14 protein-coding genes are annotated in these 21878 nt (G+C 38.4%); 5 read left to right on the top strand and 9 right to left on the bottom strand.

What is annotated here, in order from left to right; all coding sequences use genetic code 11:
• Positions 1-22: 22 nt before the first annotated feature.
• On the bottom strand, positions 23-1057 hold the full coding sequence (locus L0B53_RS01840) for a DUF3080 family protein (RefSeq protein ID WP_235059609.1): 1035 nt from the start codon (positions 1055-1057) through the stop codon (positions 23-25).
• Positions 1058-1227: 170 nt separating this feature from the next.
• Between L0B53_RS01840 and L0B53_RS01835 the strand changes: the two genes are divergently transcribed.
• The 3 genes from L0B53_RS01835 to viaA all read left to right on the top strand — a co-directional run bounded on the left by L0B53_RS01835 (position 1228) and on the right by viaA (position 5202).
• Positions 1228-1770, top strand: a complete 543-nt coding sequence (locus L0B53_RS01835; RefSeq protein WP_235059608.1) for an elongation factor P hydroxylase — start codon at positions 1228-1230, stop codon at positions 1768-1770.
• A gap of 355 nt (positions 1771-2125) precedes the next feature.
• Positions 2126-3733 carry an AAA family ATPase gene (locus L0B53_RS01830; protein ID WP_235059607.1) on the top strand — a complete coding sequence of 536 codons (1608 nt, stop codon included), beginning with the start codon at positions 2126-2128 and terminating at the stop codon, positions 3731-3733.
• Positions 3734-3738: 5 nt separating this feature from the next.
• Positions 3739-5202, top strand: a complete 1464-nt coding sequence (viaA, locus tag L0B53_RS01825; RefSeq protein WP_235059606.1) for an ATPase RavA stimulator ViaA — start codon at positions 3739-3741, stop codon at positions 5200-5202.
• A 78-nt stretch (positions 5203-5280) separates the two neighbouring features.
• Here viaA and L0B53_RS01820 read toward each other — a convergent pair whose 3' ends face one another.
• Both L0B53_RS01820 and L0B53_RS01815 read right to left on the bottom strand, forming a co-directional pair.
• A complete protein-coding gene (locus L0B53_RS01820; protein ID WP_235059605.1) occupies positions 5281-6897 on the bottom strand; it encodes a DUF2813 domain-containing protein in 1617 nt (538 codons plus the stop codon).
• A gap of 358 nt (positions 6898-7255) precedes the next feature.
• Complete coding sequence (locus L0B53_RS01815; RefSeq protein WP_235059604.1) at positions 7256-8050, bottom strand: TSUP family transporter; 795 nt, start codon at positions 8048-8050, stop codon at positions 7256-7258.
• A 483-nt stretch (positions 8051-8533) separates the two neighbouring features.
• On the opposite strand from L0B53_RS01815, the gene L0B53_RS01810 reads away from it, so the two are divergent.
• Together L0B53_RS01810 and L0B53_RS01805 are read left to right on the top strand one after the other, a co-directional pair.
• On the top strand, positions 8534-8818 hold the full coding sequence (locus tag L0B53_RS01810) for a hypothetical protein (protein WP_235059603.1): 285 nt from the start codon (positions 8534-8536) through the stop codon (positions 8816-8818).
• 477 nt (positions 8819-9295) lie between these two features.
• Positions 9296-10285: a substrate-binding domain-containing protein gene (locus tag L0B53_RS01805; RefSeq protein WP_235059602.1), complete on the top strand. Its 990-nt coding sequence runs from the start codon at positions 9296-9298 to the stop codon at positions 10283-10285.
• A gap of 151 nt (positions 10286-10436) precedes the next feature.
• Here L0B53_RS01805 and galM read toward each other — a convergent pair whose 3' ends face one another.
• From galM to L0B53_RS01775, 6 genes are all read right to left on the bottom strand, one after another.
• Positions 10437-11495, bottom strand: a complete 1059-nt coding sequence (gene galM / locus L0B53_RS01800; RefSeq protein ID WP_235059601.1) for a galactose-1-epimerase — start codon at positions 11493-11495, stop codon at positions 10437-10439.
• 10 nt (positions 11496-11505) lie between these two features.
• The gene (galK, locus tag L0B53_RS01795) at positions 11506-12666 is read right to left on the bottom strand and encodes a galactokinase (protein ID WP_235059600.1); all 1161 of its coding nucleotides are present in this window, start codon (positions 12664-12666) and stop codon (positions 11506-11508) included.
• A 111-nt stretch (positions 12667-12777) separates the two neighbouring features.
• The gene (locus L0B53_RS01790) at positions 12778-13830 is read right to left on the bottom strand and encodes a UDP-glucose--hexose-1-phosphate uridylyltransferase (RefSeq protein ID WP_235059599.1); all 1053 of its coding nucleotides are present in this window, start codon (positions 13828-13830) and stop codon (positions 12778-12780) included.
• A 164-nt stretch (positions 13831-13994) separates the two neighbouring features.
• On the bottom strand, positions 13995-15005 hold the full coding sequence (galE, locus tag L0B53_RS01785; RefSeq protein ID WP_235059598.1) for a UDP-glucose 4-epimerase GalE: 1011 nt from the start codon (positions 15003-15005) through the stop codon (positions 13995-13997).
• A 624-nt stretch (positions 15006-15629) separates the two neighbouring features.
• Positions 15630-17153: a phosphomannomutase gene (locus tag L0B53_RS01780; RefSeq protein WP_235059597.1), complete on the bottom strand. Its 1524-nt coding sequence runs from the start codon at positions 17151-17153 to the stop codon at positions 15630-15632.
• 1208 nt (positions 17154-18361) lie between these two features.
• The gene (locus L0B53_RS01775; protein ID WP_235059596.1) at positions 18362-21451 is read right to left on the bottom strand and encodes a beta-galactosidase; all 3090 of its coding nucleotides are present in this window, start codon (positions 21449-21451) and stop codon (positions 18362-18364) included.
• Positions 21452-21878 lie beyond the last annotated feature (427 nt).

Here is a 21878-nt window from a genome sequence, read left to right as displayed (position 1 = left end):
ATTTGCTGTTTAAATACCGAAGCTACTGACGAAGCCCAAATGAAACATCACAGCGCTGAAATAGTTGTTGCCAATAATTAATATGTTGCTTCATGGCTTCTCTATATTCTCGATAATGTTTAGCTATTGGGTAGTAATAAACTTGTTGTCCTTTATTGAGCGTTTCAGAAAGTTTAATGGGCGAAAACACAGCAATATAAGGTTCAATCATTTTATAATTTCGATCGAGGTGAGATAAGTAGGGGTGTATTTTCTCAATGAAGTAGATTTGAAAGACGTTATTTAAAATAGTTAACTTTTGAGTATTTCTATTTTTTCCACAAGTGATTACGCGATCATTATTACGCAATTGTTGATTGGTTAACTTTAACCAATGTGTAGTAGCGATTAAGGTGTAGTTTAATTGCCCAATTGCGGGATCTTTCTCAAGTAACTCTTGGATGTCTAATAGATGCTTCTGTTGAGCAAAGGTAAATGATAATCTATTTTGGGGTGCTAATTTATCTAACGTATTGAGAGCATTAGCGTGTTGTTGAAGTGACTGTGTTGGGTCTAACCAAAGATTAAACTTATGGCCGTTAGGAAAAAGTTGGGTTCTTAATGCGTCACTACCATATAATAGTTGATAATAATAAACAGACAGTTGACCGATTTTTAGGCCTTTTACTAAAAGGAGAGCTTCACGAATATCTGGAGATAAATCACTCTTTAAACACTGCTCCAAAAGAGTTAAAAATTGCGTTTGATAATGGTATTCACGAAAGGGGTCTTGAACTTTTCCTAACGATGAGTTTTTTTCTGCAATGAGGTTAAACAGGCCACACTGATGTAATTCGTAACTATCTAATAATCCCATGGAAATTCTAGGTAATTCAATAGCAATGGTTCGTCTAACCGGTGCTGTAGGGGTGACAACGGCTTGATACTCTAAAGCATCACTGTTTTGCGCATTGGCAATACGTTGATGGTATGCTTCAAAATTGGATTCCATGTCAGGTTTATCGTAACAGCCAACTAAATTAAGAAGCAACAAGATAATAATAGACATTTTTATCATGCGGGAGCCTAATTAATGAGTAAACAGCGATTAAAGTATATACCCTTCTTACTTGAAGTGGCTAGGTTGTATTGATTACTCTATTGATGAGACGAGCGCATTTTAAGTCGTGATTAGATTTTATTTTTGTTATTATGCCACCCATTATATAAAAGAATAAATTAACTGTTATGACTGCTTTACATCAACCCAATGATATTATCACGATCTTTAACCAGTGCTTTGAACAGAGTTACCAAACGGTTCTAGAGCTTGGCGGTGATGAACCGATCTATCTTCCAGCAGATAATAACCATCGTTTTCATCGAATTATCTTTGCTCATGGCTACTATGCTTCTGCTCTTCATGAAATTGCTCACTGGATGATTGCAGGAGAAAAGCGTCGATTACTTGAGGATTACGGTTATTGGTACCAACCTGATGGTCGCAGTGATGAAGTTCAGGCTGAATTTGAAAAGGTTGAAATTAAACCACAAGCCATTGAATGGATCATTGCCATGAGCTGTGGCTATCCATTTCGTGTTAGCTGCGATAATTTAAATGGTCAATCTCAACCAGATAGAATGGTATTTACTAAGAAAGTACAACAGCAAGTTTTTAGTTATTTAGAGAAAGGGGTATCGACAAGAGTTGAGGTACTCTCGAATGCATTGAGAGCTTATTATCAGGTTGATGAGATCAACCCTGAGATGTTTCAATTGCCTAAGTGGTAATCCCCCTCCTTACTTGAAGCCGACTAGTAACGTTAATGATTTTATCCCTTGTCATTTTAAGTTGCTAGGCTCGGTTAATAACCATAACCATAACCATAACCATAACCATAACCATAACAACTTCGATCGTTTACCCCAATTATGTCGCGCACTTATACTCATAGGGTCTCATTCATTTGCTGCTGACGACCAACTGCAATTTTTTGGCTATATTCAACTATACTGACATTTACGTTCTGTGCACTATTCTGCAAAAATGGAAACAATGATTTCATCGCGTTGCAAGCATAGTATTGCACAATAAAACATTGTAAATTCAACACTTAGTCGTCAAATGCCTTTCTGGAGTTTCATAATGGGTCAAACTTTGCTTACTGAAAATGAACAGCAGCAACTTCCTCGTCGAATTAATCATATCGTGCAATACCTCTCATCTGGCGTTTATGAAAGAGAATCTGTGATCCGTTTATGTTTATTATCGGCATTAGCTGAAGAGAGTGTTTTTTTATTGGGGCCACCGGGCATTGCCAAAAGTATGATTGCCAAAAAGGTGATTGATGCATTTGAAGGTAGTCGTTATTTTGAATATTTAATGACACGATTTTCAACACCTGAAGAAGTCTTTGGTCCGTTATCGATCCAAGAGTTGAAAGATAATGGGCGTTATGTTCGTCTAATCGATGGCTATCTACCAACAGCTGAAGTTGTTTTCCTCGATGAAATTTGGAAAGCAGGGCCTGCAATATTGAATACCTTGTTGACGGTAATCAATGAAAAGACCTTCAAAAATGGGACTGAGCAATTTAAAGTTCCGATGCAACTTTTGATCGCGGCATCCAATGAGTTACCTGATTCTGGCAGTGGCCTAGATGCACTTTATGATCGGATGTTAGTTCGAGTGTTTGTCGATCGTATTCAAGAGAAAGATAACTTCCAAGCGTTGATTTCAGCACCAACCAACATTGAAGCTCTACCTAAGCATTTGAAAATATCGGCACAAGAACTCGATGACTGGCAAGAAAAGATAGATCAAGTTGAAATTGAACCGTTTATTTTTGAAAAGCTTTATAAATTAAAGTGCTTATTAGATGGTGAAGATGCTGCTCATGAAAATTATATTTCAGATCGTCGTTGGAAGAAGGCTGCACGTCTCCTTAAAGCCAGTGCCTTCTTTAATGGACGAGATCGTGTTGCACAGTTGGATCTACTGATCCTTAACCATTGTTTATGGCAAGATTTAGTGAGTCGTGAATGGGTTCAACAACAGATCAAAGCATTTTCAGAAACGACGCTGTTTAACCAAGATATACTCACTCATCATTTTGCTACGTTACAGCAAAGTCTTAATAAGATTGAGAGTCGTGCCTTTGAAAGCTTAAAAGTACAAGCTAGAAAAGAGACCGTGATAAGACAGGAGCGTTGGCGTCTAACTTTGACAAATGCCAAGAAGTTTACCTTTAATCGTAACAATAACTTGTTGAAGCTTGTGAAGTTAGCTTTTAGTGAAAAAGATGCCCAACCTGAGTGGTATTACGTTGCTCAAGACGAATTAGAGAAGAAGATCAGAAGCGGTAACTGTGAGGTTTATGGTTATAAACAAGGGCTTTCTGCAATGGTTGCGGTAGGGTTAGAGATTAATAGCTCAGGTGAGTTGATGCTGATTCAACAAGGTACTCAGTCAGTACCTGTCGGGATTGTCCAACAAACGATAGCGACAACATCAAATCAATCATTGCATGAACAACTTAAAGAGATTGAATTAAACGTTGAGAAAGAATTAAAAGAGGTGGATGTGAAACAACATCAATTTTGGGAACAATGTCCTCATAATTTTGCTGATCTTGACTTAGTTGACAATATTGACACCAGTTTAGAAAAACTTAAACAACGAGCATCAGTGATTAAAGAAAAGTTAGTCACGATTAATCAACAGCTTGATAGCGTACATCACTTTTTGGAATAATTTGAATGTTTACTGAAGAGTTAAGTTTAGGGTTGATGTTGACAGAGTCAGGGATCCTCGATCTAGTGATTGAGGAGCTATTGATTCTTCCTCAACTGCTTCTGTTTACAGAAAAAAATAAAGGCGCAAAAAAGCTTCTGACCAAACGTGTTGAAGATTGGCGAGAAGAGTTAACTCAAGAGTTAGAAAGTATTGAGTTGTCACCTGAATTTAAGTCTGAAATTGATAGCTTTCAAGCAGCTTGTGAATTGAGCGAACAACAGTTTAGTGAACAGATGGCCGATATTGTCGGCGGGCTTGAAGGCAAGTCAGGCTTCTATTTAGCGGCAAGAGAGTATCTTGAGAATAGTCAAGATAAACCCGCACGCATGCAATATCGTCAATTTATGCAGATGTGGCGTCAGTATTTAATCGATAATTTAACTCAAGCTCAACATGAAGAGATTGCGGTTCATCGTGAAAAGTTATTGGCAGAGATTTATCAACGGATGGAAATGAGCGAAACCATTGATGAGATTACACCAATGGAAAACAGCGAACTCTCTGCGCCTTTATGGGATATGTCTGACATTAAACTTCATAAAGATGAGTTAAAAACGTTAGAGCAGAGCGCTAATACTTTACGTAAACATCCTAAATTGGTTGAAATGGCTGAGTCAATGGGGCGTATGGCACAACAGTCTTCAGAACCTGAAAATCACTCAACGGTTTCAGAGCAGACTGAAATTATTCAACAGAAACGTGATGATGTTCCAGATGATATTGTTGGTATCTATCCGCATGATGATATTTCACGAATGCTCCCTAATGAAGTTATCTATCTAGCTTACCCGGAACTTGAAGTGGTTTTTTACAAACAGTTGCTGGATAAAAAATTGATGAATTATCAATATCAAGGTATTGAAGAGCAGCATGTTAAACGCAAGTATTACCATAATGAAAGTAGTGAAAAATTACAACCGAAAGGGCCTTTTTTAGTCTGTTTAGATGCGTCAGGTTCGATGCAAGGTACACCTGAGCAATATGCAAAAGCAATGACATTAGCCTTTATGCAGATCGCGATGGCTCAGGGGCGTGAATGTACCGTTTTGATGTTTTCAAAAGACTATGTGACTTATGATCTGGCAGGAAAAACAGGGTTACGAGATATTGTCGATTTTCTCTCGTACTCTTTTCATGGTGGTACAGATTTAGAGCCTGTTTTGGCAAAAGCATTGAGTATGATGAAGAGTGGAAAGTTTGAGAATGCGGATTTGGTCGTGATTTCTGACTTTATTGCGCCAAGACAACCACAAAAATTACTTGATGAAATCAATAATATTAAACAACGAGATAACCGGTTTCATGCGATCGCACTCTCGCAACATGCAAACCCAAAAGTGATGAAGATCTTTGATCATATTTGGGATTATGTGCCGACTGTCGGCTTAAACTCAGTTAAGTCTTGGTTTGGAAAACGTTTTAAATAGCTTTCTATTTAAAATTAAGAACTGACGTATTAATGTACGCGCACACGATTTAACTGAATTAGCGACAGGTAAGCAATTCTAGATAACACCCCGAGCGAGTGAGACAACTCGATTAAGGGTGATTTTTAATAGCCGTGGAATAAGGTGCTTGCCTTGTTCTTGACTATAGGCGGCAACGGCAAGAGCAACATCAGGTTTTGCATGTCGCCTTAATGCCTTAAGCACAATATGGTGTTTTGATAATTTGGGTGAATTTGAAGCAGCAGCAAGATCTCTAAATAGCTGTTCGTAGCCATTATTATACAAAAAATGCTCAATATCTCTGGAGGGTAATTTCGTTAAACGAGTCCGAAGGTTCTGATTGTCGCAGAGCCGTTTTGTGGTTTCAGCGTATTTAACACCCGCATTATCACCATCGGTAACCACATGCCATTCAATGCCTAACTCTTTAGCAATTCGAATCATGGATTTTAACCCTGATTGAGCAAATTCGACTAATTGTACCCCTTCAGCCGCTAAATTATACCCACATTGTTTAGCGAACTCATTGAATAACCAGATTTCAGTTTCTCCTTCAACTAATAACCAACAACGAGCAAAGAAAGCCCCTTGGCGATGAAAGCGAACATGAAAACTAATTCGACGCAGATCTTTATCACTTAATTTATTAAGTGGAACTGAATAAGCGTGGGTATGATTAGAGTGACGCACTAAGCGTCGGATTGAATAAATAGGGGTAATGGAAAGTAGATCACTGCTATTGGTGGTGAGAACCTGCTGCATGGGAATTTTTTGAAGCAGTTGCCATACTTGGTTTAATAGGGTGGGGTGAAGTCTCGCTTCTGGTTCTTCAATAATTAATAAAGGGCGTGCTGAACGACGAATATGATAATCACCCTTAGCATGTAAATAACTGCTTAGAAGGCTCATGATAATAATTTGGTGTTGGTGATTATTTTGTTGAATAAATCGCTCAATTGCAGAGACATTCGCAGGCGTGGGTGAATGCGTGAGTTGACCTTCATTTTCTCTTGGATGGGGGCGCAGAGCAAAATAGTGCTCTAGAAGTTCATACATGGCATTAAGCCCGCTCTTGATCTCTCCTGAGTTGACGTTACCGGGTTGTGTTTCTAGGCGGCGGGTCGTTGCAGCTAAGCGGCGTTCTATTTGATTACTTAATTGAGAGGGCGGTGAGTTGTCATTTCTTAATCGTCGAGCATCGCGGAGTCGTAATAGAGGATGAAGGGCGGTTAATTCATAGAAGAGATCATAATTATCTGGTCGTTCTAAAACTTCGCCTTTAAAGTTAAGAAAGTCTCGCTGCGTTGTGACTTTATCACCATCATGGCTGGCACTTATGGAGTAGAGGAGTTTTTGCTCTCCTTGGTCATTGCACCAATAAGGGCGAAATGAACGATAGCGTGAAGCTTTATACTGATTCTTTTTACTTTGACGCCATTGAATAACAATATTTAACTGGTTAGTTTGTTGCGCTTCTAAATTAAAATCTTGATAAAAGTCACTGAGTTTGAATTTATAACCACGAAACTCAGGGGAAAGAGCAACACTTAATGCATCTAATAGTGAGGATTTACCCCAGCGGTTTTCCCCAATAAGAACAGTTACTTGATCAAAGCTAAGTGACAAGCGTTTTATTCCTCGGAATCCTGAGATCTCAATTCGCTCAAGTAGCATAGGCAGTCCTTATTAAAGGGAGAGGATTAATACCACTCTTATATTTATAGTATATACCCTCCATACTTGAAGTCGCTAGATTGTTGGCTGTATTCGTTCACCCCAATCATATAGTACACCTATACCCCTCATACTTGAAGCTGCTAGGTTGTTGGCGTCGCTCGTTCACCCCAATTATATAGAACCTCTATACTCATGGGGCTTCACTTGCTTGCCGCCTACTAGCAACTCCAATTATATTAGGTATATACTCATGAGGCCTCATTCACTTGTCGCCTACTAGCAACTTCAATTACTTTGGGTATAGTACACCAATTATTTTAGGTATAGTCAGTGATTAAGCTATGATTATTAGTCGTTAAGCAATGATATTATGAATGAATTGCATAATTTCACTGTGGTATTGTTCCCATATTAACTTTGTCGACATTGCAATAGAAACGGTGACCAGTACCGGCTTAATTAATTTTGAACCATTTTTTACTGCAAGACCTGATCCAATTTTAGCACCAATTATTTGACCTGCAGCCATGGTTAGACCTATCGCCCAGAGAACATGACCACCAATCAAGAACATAGATAGTGCGCCTAAATTAGAGCATAAATTTAATACTTTGGTATTGGCGGTGGCTTTGGTCATATTAAAACCAAGTAATGAAACAAAGGCGATAGCAAAGAAACTTCCTGTTCCTGGTCCAAAGAAACCATCATAAAAACCGACTGTCGTCCCGATTAAAAAGCCAAAGGTACTCATAGTTAAACGTTGATGGCTATCTTCATCACTAATACGAGGAGAGAAGTAGAAATAGACAGCAAAACAAATTAATAAGATTGGAATAAGTGCTTCTAGGGTTTGTCCTTCTAAAAATTGGATGGCAATACTGCCTAACGCACTGCCAATGATAGTGAAAATAATGGGTACTTTAAGAGCGGAAAATTTAATTAACCCATGACGCCAGTAGCTATAACAAGCAATAGACGTTCCGATGGATGACTGTAATTTATTGGTGGCAAGAGTTTGCGCTGGACTAATACCGACAGAAAGAAGGATCGGAACAGAGACTAAGCCACCACCGCCAGCGATAGCATCGATCCCTCCTGCAAAGAGCCCAGTTAAGAAGAGGAGAATTAAAGTAGAAAGTTCGAGTTCCATTGCGAATTATAGTTATTTGAATTTGGGTTTAATGTAACAAATTCCTAGCTAGAACAATAGTCAATTTATCTGATTCTATCCCCTTCATACTTGAAGTTGCTCGGTTATTGGCTACGTTCATTCGTCCAATAATATAGTACACCTATACTCATGAGGCCTCATTCACTTGCCGCCTACTAGTCACTCTAATTATTTTAGGTATATTTATTACCTCGCTGTTTCTGTTGTTTTCAGCTATCATTGGCATAGATCAAATAATTTACAAAAAACTGATTTATTATTTGGCAATCACCGAATATAATAGTATAAGTATCATTAATATTTTCAATACCGTCTATTTGAGTTACATGACCTCTATCTCTTCTTATGTAGTATCTCTTATTTCTCGGTAAAAAGCCCTTTATTAACATTTAAACTAAAATCATATTTTCCGATATTTATCACTATTTAAATAGATTTTATTACCTTGTGGATTACAAAACTATGAATGATTTCGCTAAAGCAGAAAAAGCTTTTGCTGCCGCTCTAAACCAAGTCGAGTCAGGAACAAAAGCGGCTCAACGTACAGATTATCGTGAATTATTAATTGAATTTGCTGATGAAGTACCAGGGCGTCAAAAAGCCGTAATTAAAAGAATGCCGTTAGAAAAAGTAAATAATCTAATTGCTGTTCTTAATGAATTTAAAGAAGAAGCTCGTCAACAACGTATTATTGAAATTGCAAATATGATGTCTGAAGATGGGATTGACCCGGCTGAACTAGTATAAAGAAGTATTGATTCAGTTGATTAATTATAAGATAAATCTTACTGAGTGATTCATACTTACAATTGTTATTATTGGGCTTTATTGTCAGAAGGCTATTATTTTATATTAGCCTTCTTCAATTCTTTATGGTTCAACTAATAATACGTACTATGAAATATACGTAATATGAATTCTATATTCAATAATATAGATGTATTATAAAACAGATGATGCAATAATTTTTTACAGTGTTGATTAACAACATTATCTAAACCTCCTTGTTACCCTCTCCATTTTATGGATTAAATGAGACGGTTCATCTCATGTTAACGCTTTGTATTTTAAATTCTTTTCTGATTTTATCTTAACGTGTTTTATGATTAAAATAAAAGCCGTATCTTGGTCACAATTATAAATAATCCCCCTTATATATTGCCTAAATCACAGGTAAGATAGATCTATTCTATGTGAAACTGATTTGATTATAAGGGAGATGAAATGGCAACAATTAAAGATGTAGCAAGAGAGGCTGAAGTTTCCGTCGCTACCGTATCACGTGTCATTAATAACTCTCCAAAAGCGAGTGAAAACTCTGTTCAAGTCGTTAAAGAAGCAATGCAAAAGCTAGGATATCGCCCAAATGCGAATGCTCGTGCTTTAGTTAATAAAAGCACCAATACGGTTGGTATTCTAGTTGGTGATGTTTCAGATCCTTTCTTTGGCACTTTAATTAAAGGTGTAGATAATATTGCTCGTCAATATGGAAAACATATTTTAATTGGTAACGGTGATCATAATAGTGAAGATGAAAGAAAAGCGATTGAAGAACTTATTAATAATCGTTGTGATTCTTTAATTATTCACTCTAAAGGTCTTTCTGATTTAGAGCTGATTAACTATGCCAAAGAGGTCAAAGGTCTGGTTGTCATTAACCGTTATATTCCAGAAATTGCGGCTCGTTGTATTTCATTAGATAATTATCGCGGCGCGTATTTGGCGACTGAATTTTTAATTCGTAATGGTCATCAACATATCGGTTGTATCTCTTCGTCTCAAAAAATTGAAGATGCTAGCCAACGAGTAGATGGTTATCGCCAAGCATTAATTGATAATAATATTGAGATAAATGAAGACTATTTAGAATTTGTTGAGCCAAATAGTGAAGGTGGGGAATTAGCGGTTACTCATCTTCTAGCAAAAAATTTACCTGTAACTGCGATTGTTGCTTATAACGATTATATGGCAGCTGGTGCGATGTCAGTACTTGATGATAATGGAATTAATGTCCCCGCTGATATTGCGATTGTCGGTTTTGATGATGGATTAATCGCGCGTTATGTTCGACCAAAGCTCACAACGATTCGTTATCCTATCCAACAAATGGCAGAACAAGCGACTAAACTCTCTATTGCTTTGGCAAAAGATGAAATCATGCCTGAAAGTGTGGTCAAGTTTTCTCCAACGCTGGTTAAGAGAATGTCTGTTTAATCCTCTTTTATTTTAAATAAACTAATGATTCAGAAACAATGCCAGACTTAATATCTTCACAATCATCAGATTTTTGGAACATATAAAAAAAGCCTTAACGTCATTGTTAAGGCTTTTTTATTTTAACGCAGAATATGAGTGAAACTAAACTTTATTCATAAATAAACTGATAACAAGTGCTGTGTTTATAATGAACATTAGGCTCAATGATTGGATTTTGTTTTGGCCATTCAGGGTGATTAGGTGAGTCAGGTAGGAACTGAGTCTCTAAGGCAAAACCTGAGTAGTCGTTGTATTCACCACCGTGACGATTCGGTGTTCCTGCTAACCAATTTCCGGTATACAGTTGGATTGCAGGTTTCGTGGTAAAGAGTGATAACACCACTTTTTTATCCGGACTAACCATGGTTGCAGCACGTTCACCAACTTGGCATTGATCGTTAAGGAGGAATGAGTGATCATATCCTTTTGCCATGGTTTGTTGTTCATCAGCTAAGAAATCTTGGTTAAGCTTCTTTTCTTGACGGAAGTCGAAACTGGTTCCCTCTACAGACGCTAACTCTCCTAATGGAATCCCAACTTCATTGGTTGGCAGGTATTGATCGGCTTCAATTTTCAAAATACTATCTAAGCAATCAACGTTAGATTCTGCACCCATTAAATTAAAATAACCGTGGTTAGTTAAATTAACGACGGTGGTTTTATCTGTGATCGCGCGATAGTTGATGACAACTTGATTATCATCACTCAGTTGATAAGTGACTTCGACATTCAAATTACCTGGGAAACCTTGCTCGCCATCTTTAGAATCTAAGCTAAATGTGACTGAGTGATCATCTTGTTTTGCGACTAACCAACGTTTTTTATCAAATCCGATAACGCCACCATGAAGCGTGTTACCTGCTTGATTGGTTTCAAGTTGGTAATCTTGACCTTCAATAGTAACTTTACCCTTTGCGATACGGTTAGCGTAACGACCGACAGTTGCACCTAAATAGACGCTCTGTTTGTTGAAGTCAGCCATTGAGTTGACACCAAGTAGCACTTCTCTTGGTGCATCTTCGAGAGGGAGTAGACAGCTAAGCCATGTTGCGCCAATATCCATGACAGTCATCGACATGCCATGGATATTGGTTAATGTAATAACATTGGCAGGCTGACCATCGAAGGCCAGCTCGGCTGTCATCGACTCGATTAACGAGTTAGACATACATGTTACCTTATAATGCTTCGATTAAACTTGCGCCATCTTTTGCTTGGCACACATAGATAGTCTCTTTTAGCCCGGTCTTTTCTTGGTACTGAGCTTCAATTGCCGCTTTAACTTGCTCAACCAGTGCTGGTGGCATGATAGCAACAACACAGCCACCGAAACCACCGCCAGTCATGCGTACGCCGCCTTGCTCACCGATCTCAGCTTTAACGATATCAACGATAGTATCGATTTCAGGAACAGTAATTTCGAAGTCATCGCGCATCGAGGCATGAGATTCAGCCATTAGCTTACCCATTAATGCTAAATCACTGTTACGAAGTGCTTGAGCAGCAGCAACAGTACGGTCATTTTCTGTAATAACGTGGCGAGCTCGCATTGCAACAACAGGATCTAAATCCGCAACTTTTGCATTGAACTGTTCAATAGTGACATCACGTAGCGCTTTAACACCAAAGATAGAGGCAGCTTCTTCACATTGTGCGCGACGTGTATTGTATTCACTATCAACAAGACCGCGTTTTTTGTTTGAGTTGATGATAACAACCGACATATCTTCAGGCATTGAAACCGCTTGAGTTTCAAGGCTACGACAATCGATCAGTAGTGCGTGGCCTTTTTGACCTTCAGCAGAGATAAGCTGATCCATGATGCCACAGTTGCAACCGACAAATTCATTTTCTGCTTGTTGACCGTTGAGTGCGATTTCTGCTTGAGAGATCTCTAAGTTATATAGCTCTTTGAATGTTTGACCGATAACTACTTCTAATGCTGCTGAAGATGATAGACCTGCACCTTGAGGTACGTTACCGCTAACAGAAATATCAACACCACCAAATTTAAAACCACGGCCTAGTAGACACTTAACCACACCACGGATGTAGTTTGCCCACATGCAGTTCTCTTCAAAGGTGATCTCTTCCGTTAAGTCAAACTGGTTAATTTCATTATCATAATCAACTGAGATGATACGCACGATATTGTCGTCACGTTTAGCAGCAGCAACAACGGCTTGATAATCAATAGCACAAGGAAGAACAAAACCATCATTGTAGTCTGTATGCTCACCAATTAGGTTCACACGACCTGGAGCTTGAATAATATGGCTTGGTTGGTAATCAAATAGCTCTGTAAATGAAGTTTTTACTGCTTGAATAAGTGTTGTCATCTGGATAATTCTCTATAAATTTAATCTATGTCATCATCTAACTGGAAATCGCATCAGCATTATTCAAATCATTTCTGCAAGCTTGCTTTTTCCAGTTAACCTTATTAGTACTTACTGCTCTTTGTAGTGAATGTCACTTACATCGCGTAATTTTTGAGCCGCTTGCTCTGCGGTTAAGTCACGCTGACTTTCTGCTAACATTTCATAGCCGACCATAAATTTACGAACAGAAGCTGAACGAAGTAGTGGTGGATAGAAGAGTGCGTGTAATTGCCAATGGTCGATATCTGTACCTTCTTCAAAGAAAGGTGCAAAGTGCCAACCCATAGAGTAAGGGAAAGAGCACTGGAACAGATTGTCATAACGACTAGTTAGCTTCTTAATCGCCACGGCAAGATCGTCTCGTTGCTCTTCAGTTAATTCACTCATACGACGAATATGCGTTTTTGGTAGTAACATGGTTTCAAAAGGCCATGCAGCCCAATAAGGAACAACGGCAATCCAATGCTCTGTTTCTACGACGATACGTTCACGATCTTGCAGTTCAGACTGGACGTAATCAACCAATAAGTTGCTGCCGTGCTCTTCATAATGTGCTTTTAGCAGTTTTTCTTTACGCTCAATTTCATTAGGTAAGAAGCTATTTGCCCAAACTTGTCCATGAGGATGAGGCTGAGAACAACCCATAGTCTCACCTTTATTTTCAAAAGCTTGAACCCATAGGTAATCTTTACCTAATTCTTCAATTTGCTCGTTCCAAGTATCAATAACACCACGGATTTTATTAACGGGTAATTCTGGTAATGTTTTGCTGTGGTCGGGAGAGAAACAGATCACTCGGCTTAAACCACGTGCACTCATACTTTTGAATAGTGGATTATCTGAAACTGGGGCGTCAGGTGTATCTGGTGTTAATGCAGCAAAGTCATTTCCGAAGACATAAGTCCCTTGGTAATCTGGGTTCTCATCGCCTGAGATTCGGGTGTTAGTTGGGCATAAGAAACAGCCTTTATCGTAGCTTGGAAGCTCTTCAACACTTGGCTTCTCATCTTGACCACTCCAAGGGCGCTTTGCACGATGAGGAGAAACTAAAATCCACTGACCGGTTAAAGGGTTATAACGGCGGTGCGGATGATCGGTTGGGTTAAATGTTTCGCTAGACATAAATGCTCTCATTAACGTCCATTAATCTTCTATAACTGCAATTTTTGAGTATCAAAGTATCAATGGATGATGATTAATTATTGTAATTAAGTTTATCGACGATCAATGTCAGTCGAATGAGATCGCTCACCATCAACAAATAGATAATGAGCGATAAATTTAGATTAGTAACCTTGAGGATTTTTTGACTGCCAGTTCCACGTATCACGCGTCATATCGACAACATTACGGGTTGCTTTCCAGCCTAAATCTTTTTCTGCTTTAGCGGTACTTGCCCAACATTCTGCAATATCACCAGCACGGCGAGGACAGATTTTGTAAGGAACCGGTTTGCCAGATGTCTCAGCAAATGCATTGACCATTTCAAGTACACTGCTACCTTGACCTGTGCCTAAGTTATAGATATGCAAGCCAGCTTTAATGCCAACACGTTGAAGTGCAGCCACATGGCCATCAGCTAAATCCATGACATGGATATAATCACGAACACCTGTACCATCTACCGTTGGATAGTCATCACCAAATACAGATAAGAATTCACGACGACCAACAGCAACTTGTGAAATAAATGGCATTAGGTTATTTGGAATACCTTGTGGATCTTCACCTAAATCACCTGATGGATGAGCACCTACCGGGTTGAAATAGCGAAGTAGGGTAACACTCCACGATTCATCAGAAACAAACAGATCAGATAGACAACCTTCAATCATATACTTACTTCTGCCATATGGATTAGTGGTTGCTCCTGTTGGTGATTCTTCAGTAATTGGCACAATCTCAGGATCGCCATAAACCGTTGCTGATGAACTAAAGATAATGCTTTTTACGCCGGCTTTTTTCATTGATTCAGCGAGTACAATAGAACCTGAAACGTTGTTATCGTAGTATTCTAATGGTTTTTCTACTGATTCACCGACGGCTTTTAGGCCTGCAAAATGAATAACAGCATCGATTTGTTGTTCAGCAAAAACTGAATCTAGAAAAGCCGCATCACGAATATCACCCTGATAGAAAAGAGGACGAGCACCTGCAAGGTTTTCAATTCGGTCTAAAACTGCCACTTTACTATTACAAAGGTTATCAACAATCACAGGCTCAATACCTGCAGCAATCATCTGGATACATGTATGACTACCGATATAGCCCATACCACCTGTAACAAGAACTTTCATATTACCTCTCTTATGAATAATAACCTGGCATCACATTAAATGAGTCAATACTCTTCATACTTGAAGATGTTAGGTTGTTGACTGCGTTCGTTCACCTTAATCATATAGTCTGTCTATACTCATGAAGCTCATTCACTAGCCGATGGCTAACAACTCCAATTATTTTGAGTCAATAAATTGGCAATGCTTTTGCTCTTTTCTTAATATGCGAAAGATTATAACAACTTTTGACTAAGAAAAACTGTGATCCAGATTAAATAATGTAAACGTTTACACTTAAATTTGAGTCTGTTTTTATACGATATGAAGATAAAGATTTAGTTAATGAAAATAACGAAACATTTTTATCCTCACTATTCCCTTCATACTTGAAGATACTAGGTTGTTGGCTGCACTCGTTCGCCTACTAGCAACGCCAATTAATTTAGGTATATATCATTAAAGTCTATCGTATTGGTTCAATACCCACATTCATGGAGTGACTCATTAACTTTAACTCATCACGTTAAGTTTAGATGGGTATAAAAAACCGCCCCCATAAATGAGGGCGGCGCGAGCAAATTAGCTCATTTAAATCTTATTTTAATTTTGTATTATTGATTGAATTAATAAATCAACTTTTGGTTAACTAGCCAATGCGGTTAGTGTCTGTTCTTGCCAGAGCATCGCTGAATTACTTGCCGCCATATTATTTGAAATCAGTGTTGTTAATGAAGATGCAAACTGATGCTCATCACTTTCGACATAACAGTTTAAACCTGCACCGATCTCTGATTTTCTGAAATGAACAATATCTTTATTGCCTAATACCAATCTCAAACCATCATTTTTATTGATCGAGATAATATCATGATGACCTAGCCCCAACTCATTTAAGAATAACTTTGGACTCTGTTTCGCTTTAGCAATAATGTGGCAATGTTCTTCTGCAGCGATATTGTTAACTTTATGACTTTCGACAAAACGTTTTGGCAAATTGCCGACTAACTTAGAAATAGTGGTCTCTTTCTCAACAGCAGATAACATCAACATGATGGCAGGTAAAACAGCATCATTGGTTGGAAGTGCGCTAAGTCGATTACCATGAATCATAATATCGCTACCTAATAAGAAGCCACCAGTGCTTGTGAATCCTGCAATAGTTTCAGGCCCTGCAATGTAGCGAGAGTGTCTAGATAGATCATGAAAAGCCGCGAGGATATTAGATGATCCATTTTTAGTGCGTTTTACATACTCAATACGGCAAGAGGCTTCAATATTTGTGTTACTACAATGAGGAACTGCAAGCGCTTTTATATTCATCGCTGATGCTGAAAGTAATCCTAATGTATCACCACGTAGCCAATTTCCTTGCTCATCGGCAACTAAAGGTTGATCACCTGCGGCATTGGTCGAAAATAGAAGGTCCAAGTTGTGTTCTTTTACCCACTTTAGTGCTTTTTGTTGATTAGATTTTGAGATGATTTCTGTATCAATAGCCGTGAATTCGTCAGCACGATCAAGCAAAACCACTTCTGCACCAAGTGCTTTAAAAAGCTGAGGATAAAGATCTCTTCCTGCACTACTGTGTTGATAGATGCCTATTTTTTTATTTTTTAATAGTTGCTCAGAAAAGAGATCCGTATATCGTGAAATATACTGCTGTTTTGCTCGATGATTACTGTTTAGTTTAGGTAACTCGATAACAGGCTTAAAAGACATTTCTGAAAATATTATCTCTTTTTGTTCTGTTGTGGTGATTTCACCATCAGGACGGAAAAATTGTAAATTATTTCCGCCAAGTATCACATTACTACCTGTTACCATGATCGATGGGATTTGGTCTTTCATCGCACTATAAACTAATGCTGGTGTTGGGATCGTGCCATAAAAAATAGGAGTTAAACCCAATTCTGTAATAGCATGAATCAGAGCTTTCGCCATTTTAGGACTAGTTGGGTGGTTATCGATACCGACAGCAACAGAGTTAAAGCTAAATTTGGTCGCGGTATTGGATAAAAATGCGTGGGCAAATGCCGCACAAGTGTTAGCGTCAAATTGATCGACTGTGCCGCTAGCTGCAGTATTAGTAAATTTGATCCCAGATTGTTTAATTATATCAGCACTTAATAGCAAGTTATTTCTCCAAAAAGGATTGATACCCTTCATTCTTGAAAATGCTAGTTTGTTGGCATCACTCGTTCGCTCCAATCATATAGTGCACCTATACTCATGAGGCCTTTCTCACTTGCCGTCTACTAGTAACTCCAATTATCTTAGGTATATTAAAAGTTAGTCAATGTCTAAAAGTCATTTACAATATTCATTATCTATACAATGAATAAAGTAGGATGATCGTTATATATACCCTTCTTACTTGAAGTCGCTAGGTTGTTGGCTATATTCATTCGCCCCAATCATATAGAAAACCTATACTGATGGGGTTTCATTCACTTGCCGCCTATTAGCAACTACAATTACTTTGGGTATAGGTGGGTACTAAAAATGGAGACCCTAAATAAGTTTTTAACGTGATTTTTCACTTTCAAGTAAAAAATTCATAAATTAAAAAGTTACTATTTACATCCTTAGAAATAAGTAACTCACAATAATATGTTCTTCTTGTTCTTCTTGTTCTTCTTGTTCTTCTTGTTCTTCTTGTTCTTCTTGTTCTTCTTGTTCTTCTTATTTTTATAGCTATATTATTTGTCTTATGACTATTTTATCTAGATGTGAAATATCCTTCGATATAACACGAAAAATGTTTATTTTTAAATAATATAAATCTATTACACGTCGATGTACTACTTACTTAAAGCGGTTATCCCCTTCACACTTGAAGTCGCTAGGTTGTTGGCTGGACTCGCTCGCCCCAATCATATAGTACACCTATACTCATGGGGCCTCACTCGCTTGCCGCCTACTAGCAACTCCAATTATTTTAGGTATATACCCTTCACACTTGAAGTCGCTAGGTTGTTGGCTATATTCATTCGCCCCAATCATATAGAAACCTATATTGATGGGGTTTCATTCATTTGCCGCCTATTAGCAACTCTGAATACTTTGGGTATATATCCATGAAGCCTTACTCGTTTGCTGCTTATTCACAATTGATAGCGATTCCAATTTGTGGAATATCTCGACGAGAATAAATATTATAGCCAAGGTTAAATATTTTACTGTTTTTTGTTTTAATTTTAGGATTTTATTTTTAAGGTTGGAACTAACTGGTTGATTGTAAAGTAGATAACTAGACGGGATTAGATCTTTATTTGAGAATTAAAAAGAAAAAGCCAATAATCGCTGGATTATCTCCTGATTATTGGCTTTTTAATTGTATTTTTAACTTTTATTAAAAGCTAAAGTTCTTAATACTATTTAGTAGCAGAAAGTGTCACTTGATATTGATATTGACCTTGCTCTAATAAGAACTCTTCGTGAACACTAGGGCTCCAAGAATCATCACCACCAATTCCCATATGGAAACCGTCAATGTTTAGATTTAGGTGCTGCTCAGCCACTAATTCATTGGTGTGGCGTGCCTCAGCTAAGTTCTCAATACTGTACTCGCTGACGGAGAAATGGAACTGACCTTTCACCGATAATGAACCTACAGCCAGGGATTTAACTCCACAACGTAAACCATTTTCTGATGGGAAGATGTAATCAGTATGCATCTGCTTATACGGCAGGCTATATTGATTAACTCGTGCAGCCATCATACGATCAGGGTAGTTCTCATGAGGACCAAAACCATACCATTCAACATCCGTTGTCGGCAATGGAAGGGCTAACTTCATGCCAACACGTGGAAGAGAAGGTAAACCTTTCGCTGCATTAACATTAACGGTGATGGTAATTTCACCTGCATTGTTTATTGCATAATTCCATGTTGTTGCAATGATCAATTGGTCATTAGCAAAATGATGGTGTTGTACCGTTACAATCACTGTGTCATTGTTTGTCGCTGTTGTTATTTGCTGACAACGAGAGTCAATATTGCTCAGGCCTGCAACATTCCAACGCGCTAACCAAGTATTTGGATCAACACGGTCAATTTCACTAGTACCGATATCATTATCTAATGGTGCACGGAAGAAACTGTCTTTTGGTGCATGAATCAGTTGCTCTTTACCGTCACTTAACCACTGGGTGATTAAACCACTCTCTTTATTGAATACTACGGTAAAGTCTTTCCCTGTTACGGTCATTTCAGTGTCGGTTTCAACCATCATTGGTGCTGATTCGGTAACTGTTAATGGTTCAATGACTAACGTTGTCGCTGCTGGGAGCATAAATTGTTCTTCAGCGACAACATGTCCAGCTTTTGCCCATGCTAAGTCACTATTGAGTACGACATCAATATTCAATAAGTACTCTTTGTTTGGCTTAGCTTGTGGCAAGTTAGCCATTAGCTCTAGTGTTTCTGTTGCTTCTGGGGCGATATTTAATTCGATAGCACCGCTGTGAATCACTTGACCATCTTCTAATACAGACCAGTTTAATGTTTCTGCTTGGCTATGAACGAACAAGTTTTCACTGGTTACATTAATTGCCAGGCTATCACCTTTAACGCGTTTGAATTGATAGAACTGTTGAGCCTTCTTCGCTTCAAGAACACTTGGATGTGGTGTGCGATCTGGGAACATCAGGCCGTTAATACAGAATTGACGGTCATTGATTTCATCACCAAAGTCACCACCGTATGCCCAGTATTCAGTTCCATTCTCATCAATCTTAGTTAAACCTTGATCAACCCAATCCCAAATGAAACCACCTTGTAGGCGAGGGTATTGGCGGAATGCTTGCCAGTACTTATCAAAACTGCCCAGACTATTACCCATGGCGTGAGCATATTCACACAGAATTAGTGGGCGCTCTTCGTTTGGCTGACTGATGTGATTTTTAATCGCCCAACGAGGGATATCTTGATTTTCTGGGTCATCATTGACACGCGCATACATCGGACAAATAATATCCGTTGCTGCTGTATTAGAACCACCACCTTCATATTGAATTGGACGGCTTGGATCGCACAGCTTCGTCCATTGGTACATGGCATGGTGATTTAGACCAATTCCAGATTCGTTACCTAAAGACCAGATAATGATTGATGGATGGTTCTTATCACGTTCAACCATGCCGATCATACGACGCATATAAGCATTTAACCAATTCGGATCATCAGAGAGACGACACATTGGGAATTGACCGTGTGTTTCGATGTTTGCTTCATCAACCACATATAAACCATATTCATCACACAGTTGATACCATGTTGGATGGTTTGGATAATGCGCGGTACGAACTGCGTTGAAGTTGTACTGTTTCATCAATAGGACATCTTCTAACATGCTTTCGTAAGAGACAGCATGACCGGTTTCTGGATGATGTTCATGACGGTTTGCACCACGAATCAATACCGCTTTACCGTTAACTTTTAGTAAACCATCAGTAATCTCAACCGTTCTGAAACCAATACGGTAAGACTCAGCATCAACCACATTACCTTCAGTATCGATTAGGCTAACGACACAAGTGTAAAGGTATGGTGATTCTGCACTCCATTTGTTTGGATTCTCAATCGCGATTGAGTGGTAAGCGGCATCATCCCACGCACCTTTTTCATCAATCGGTTTGATACCACAGAATGAAGATGTTGGTTCAATCACTGCATTACCATCTGCATCATAAAGAGAAACAGAGATCGCATGATCTGCATTGGCTTTTGATAGCTTGGTTTCAACGCGTAATGTCGCATTACGGTAACTTGCATCGAGATCTGTATTGACTTTGACATCTGCGATAGATAACGGTGCTTTGCTTAGTAGTGATACGTCACGGAATAGTCCGCTTAACCACCACATATCTTGATCTTCTAGGTAAGAACCATCAGACCAACGAATAACCATCACAGCAAGGGTGTTAGTGCCTTGCTGTAGATAAGGCGTTAGATCAAATTCAGCAGGAAGACGGCTGTCTTGAGAGTAACCGACCCAAACGCCATTACACCAGATATGGAAAGCAGAGTTAACGCCATCGAAGATAATATGATTTTGGCGATCAGCCCAATTTTCGTCTAGTTCAAACGTGGTGCGGTAACAACCTGTTGGGTTTTCTGCTGGAACATAAGGCGCATTATCAGCAAATGGGTACTTTACGTTGGTGTAAATTGGCTTATCATGACCTTGAAGTTGCCAGTTACTTGGCACTGTAATGTTATCCCAAGCTTGGTCATCAAACTTCGACTCAATAAATTCAGGTGTTACATTTTCAGGACGATCAAATAAAGAGAACTTCCACTCTCCATTTAATGAGATCTTATAAGGAGACGTCGCACGAGTTAACGCTTCAGCCTCAGAACTGTAGGCATGTAATGGTGCGTGAGGTTTAACTACATTTGCATGTGTCACATGTTGGTTTTCCCAATCACGTGCGTTAATGATTTCATTAAATGCTTTCATTTATCCTATCCTAAATGATTTTATGGTCTAAAAGTTCACGATAACGGTTATCGAAGAACAATATGCACTGTTTGTTATATTTTATAAAAGAGAATAATATACCAAAATGGAGAATAAACTGTGATCTAGATCGATAATGGAAACGTTTACATGAATTTGTGTCACATTATTGAGAATTGACATTCTTTTAACTAAGTTGGATTTTAATTCAATAAAATGTGAGCATAAATATATTTAAAACTAATTATATTCATGATGTTACATTTAAGTCGATAATTTCTACTTATACTCTTCATACTTGAAGCTGGTAGGTTGTTGGCTGCACTCACTCACTTTCCGCCTACTAGCAACGCCAATTATTTTAGGTATATGATCTAATGATGAGATTACTCTCTTTCAATGAATTCAAGCTATTAATCATATTTAA

Origin of the sequence: Vibrio sp. SS-MA-C1-2 (assembly GCF_021513135.1) — a bacterium.
Taxonomy (GTDB): Bacteria; Pseudomonadota; Gammaproteobacteria; order Enterobacterales; family Vibrionaceae.
The sequence above is the reverse complement of the archived record's forward strand: the minus strand, read 5'-3'. Positions and strand labels throughout refer to the sequence as shown.

Coding starts and splice junctions, on each gene's coding strand:
- L0B53_RS01840 (WP_235059609.1), bottom strand. CDS start 1,057: ATGATAAAAATGTCTATTATTATCTTGTTGCTTCTTAATTTAGTTGGC.
- galE (WP_235059598.1), bottom strand. CDS start 15,005: ATGAAAGTTCTTGTTACAGGTGGTATGGGCTATATCGGTAGTCATACA.
- L0B53_RS01820 (WP_235059605.1), bottom strand. CDS start 6,897: ATGCTACTTGAGCGAATTGAGATCTCAGGATTCCGAGGAATAAAACGC.
- L0B53_RS01815 (WP_235059604.1), bottom strand. CDS start 8,050: ATGGAACTCGAACTTTCTACTTTAATTCTCCTCTTCTTAACTGGGCTC.
- L0B53_RS01830 (WP_235059607.1), top strand. CDS start 2,126: ATGGGTCAAACTTTGCTTACTGAAAATGAACAGCAGCAACTTCCTCGT.
- galM (WP_235059601.1), bottom strand. CDS start 11,495: ATGTCTAACTCGTTAATCGAGTCGATGACAGCCGAGCTGGCCTTCGAT.
- L0B53_RS01835 (WP_235059608.1), top strand. CDS start 1,228: ATGACTGCTTTACATCAACCCAATGATATTATCACGATCTTTAACCAG.
- L0B53_RS01805 (WP_235059602.1), top strand. CDS start 9,296: ATGGCAACAATTAAAGATGTAGCAAGAGAGGCTGAAGTTTCCGTCGCT.
- L0B53_RS01780 (WP_235059597.1), bottom strand. CDS start 17,153: ATGAAGGGTATCAATCCTTTTTGGAGAAATAACTTGCTATTAAGTGCT.
- L0B53_RS01775 (WP_235059596.1), bottom strand. CDS start 21,451: ATGAAAGCATTTAATGAAATCATTAACGCACGTGATTGGGAAAACCAA.
- L0B53_RS01790 (WP_235059599.1), bottom strand. CDS start 13,830: ATGTCTAGCGAAACATTTAACCCAACCGATCATCCGCACCGCCGTTAT.
- viaA (WP_235059606.1), top strand. CDS start 3,739: ATGTTTACTGAAGAGTTAAGTTTAGGGTTGATGTTGACAGAGTCAGGG.
- galK (WP_235059600.1), bottom strand. CDS start 12,666: ATGACAACACTTATTCAAGCAGTAAAAACTTCATTTACAGAGCTATTT.
- L0B53_RS01810 (WP_235059603.1), top strand. CDS start 8,534: ATGAATGATTTCGCTAAAGCAGAAAAAGCTTTTGCTGCCGCTCTAAAC.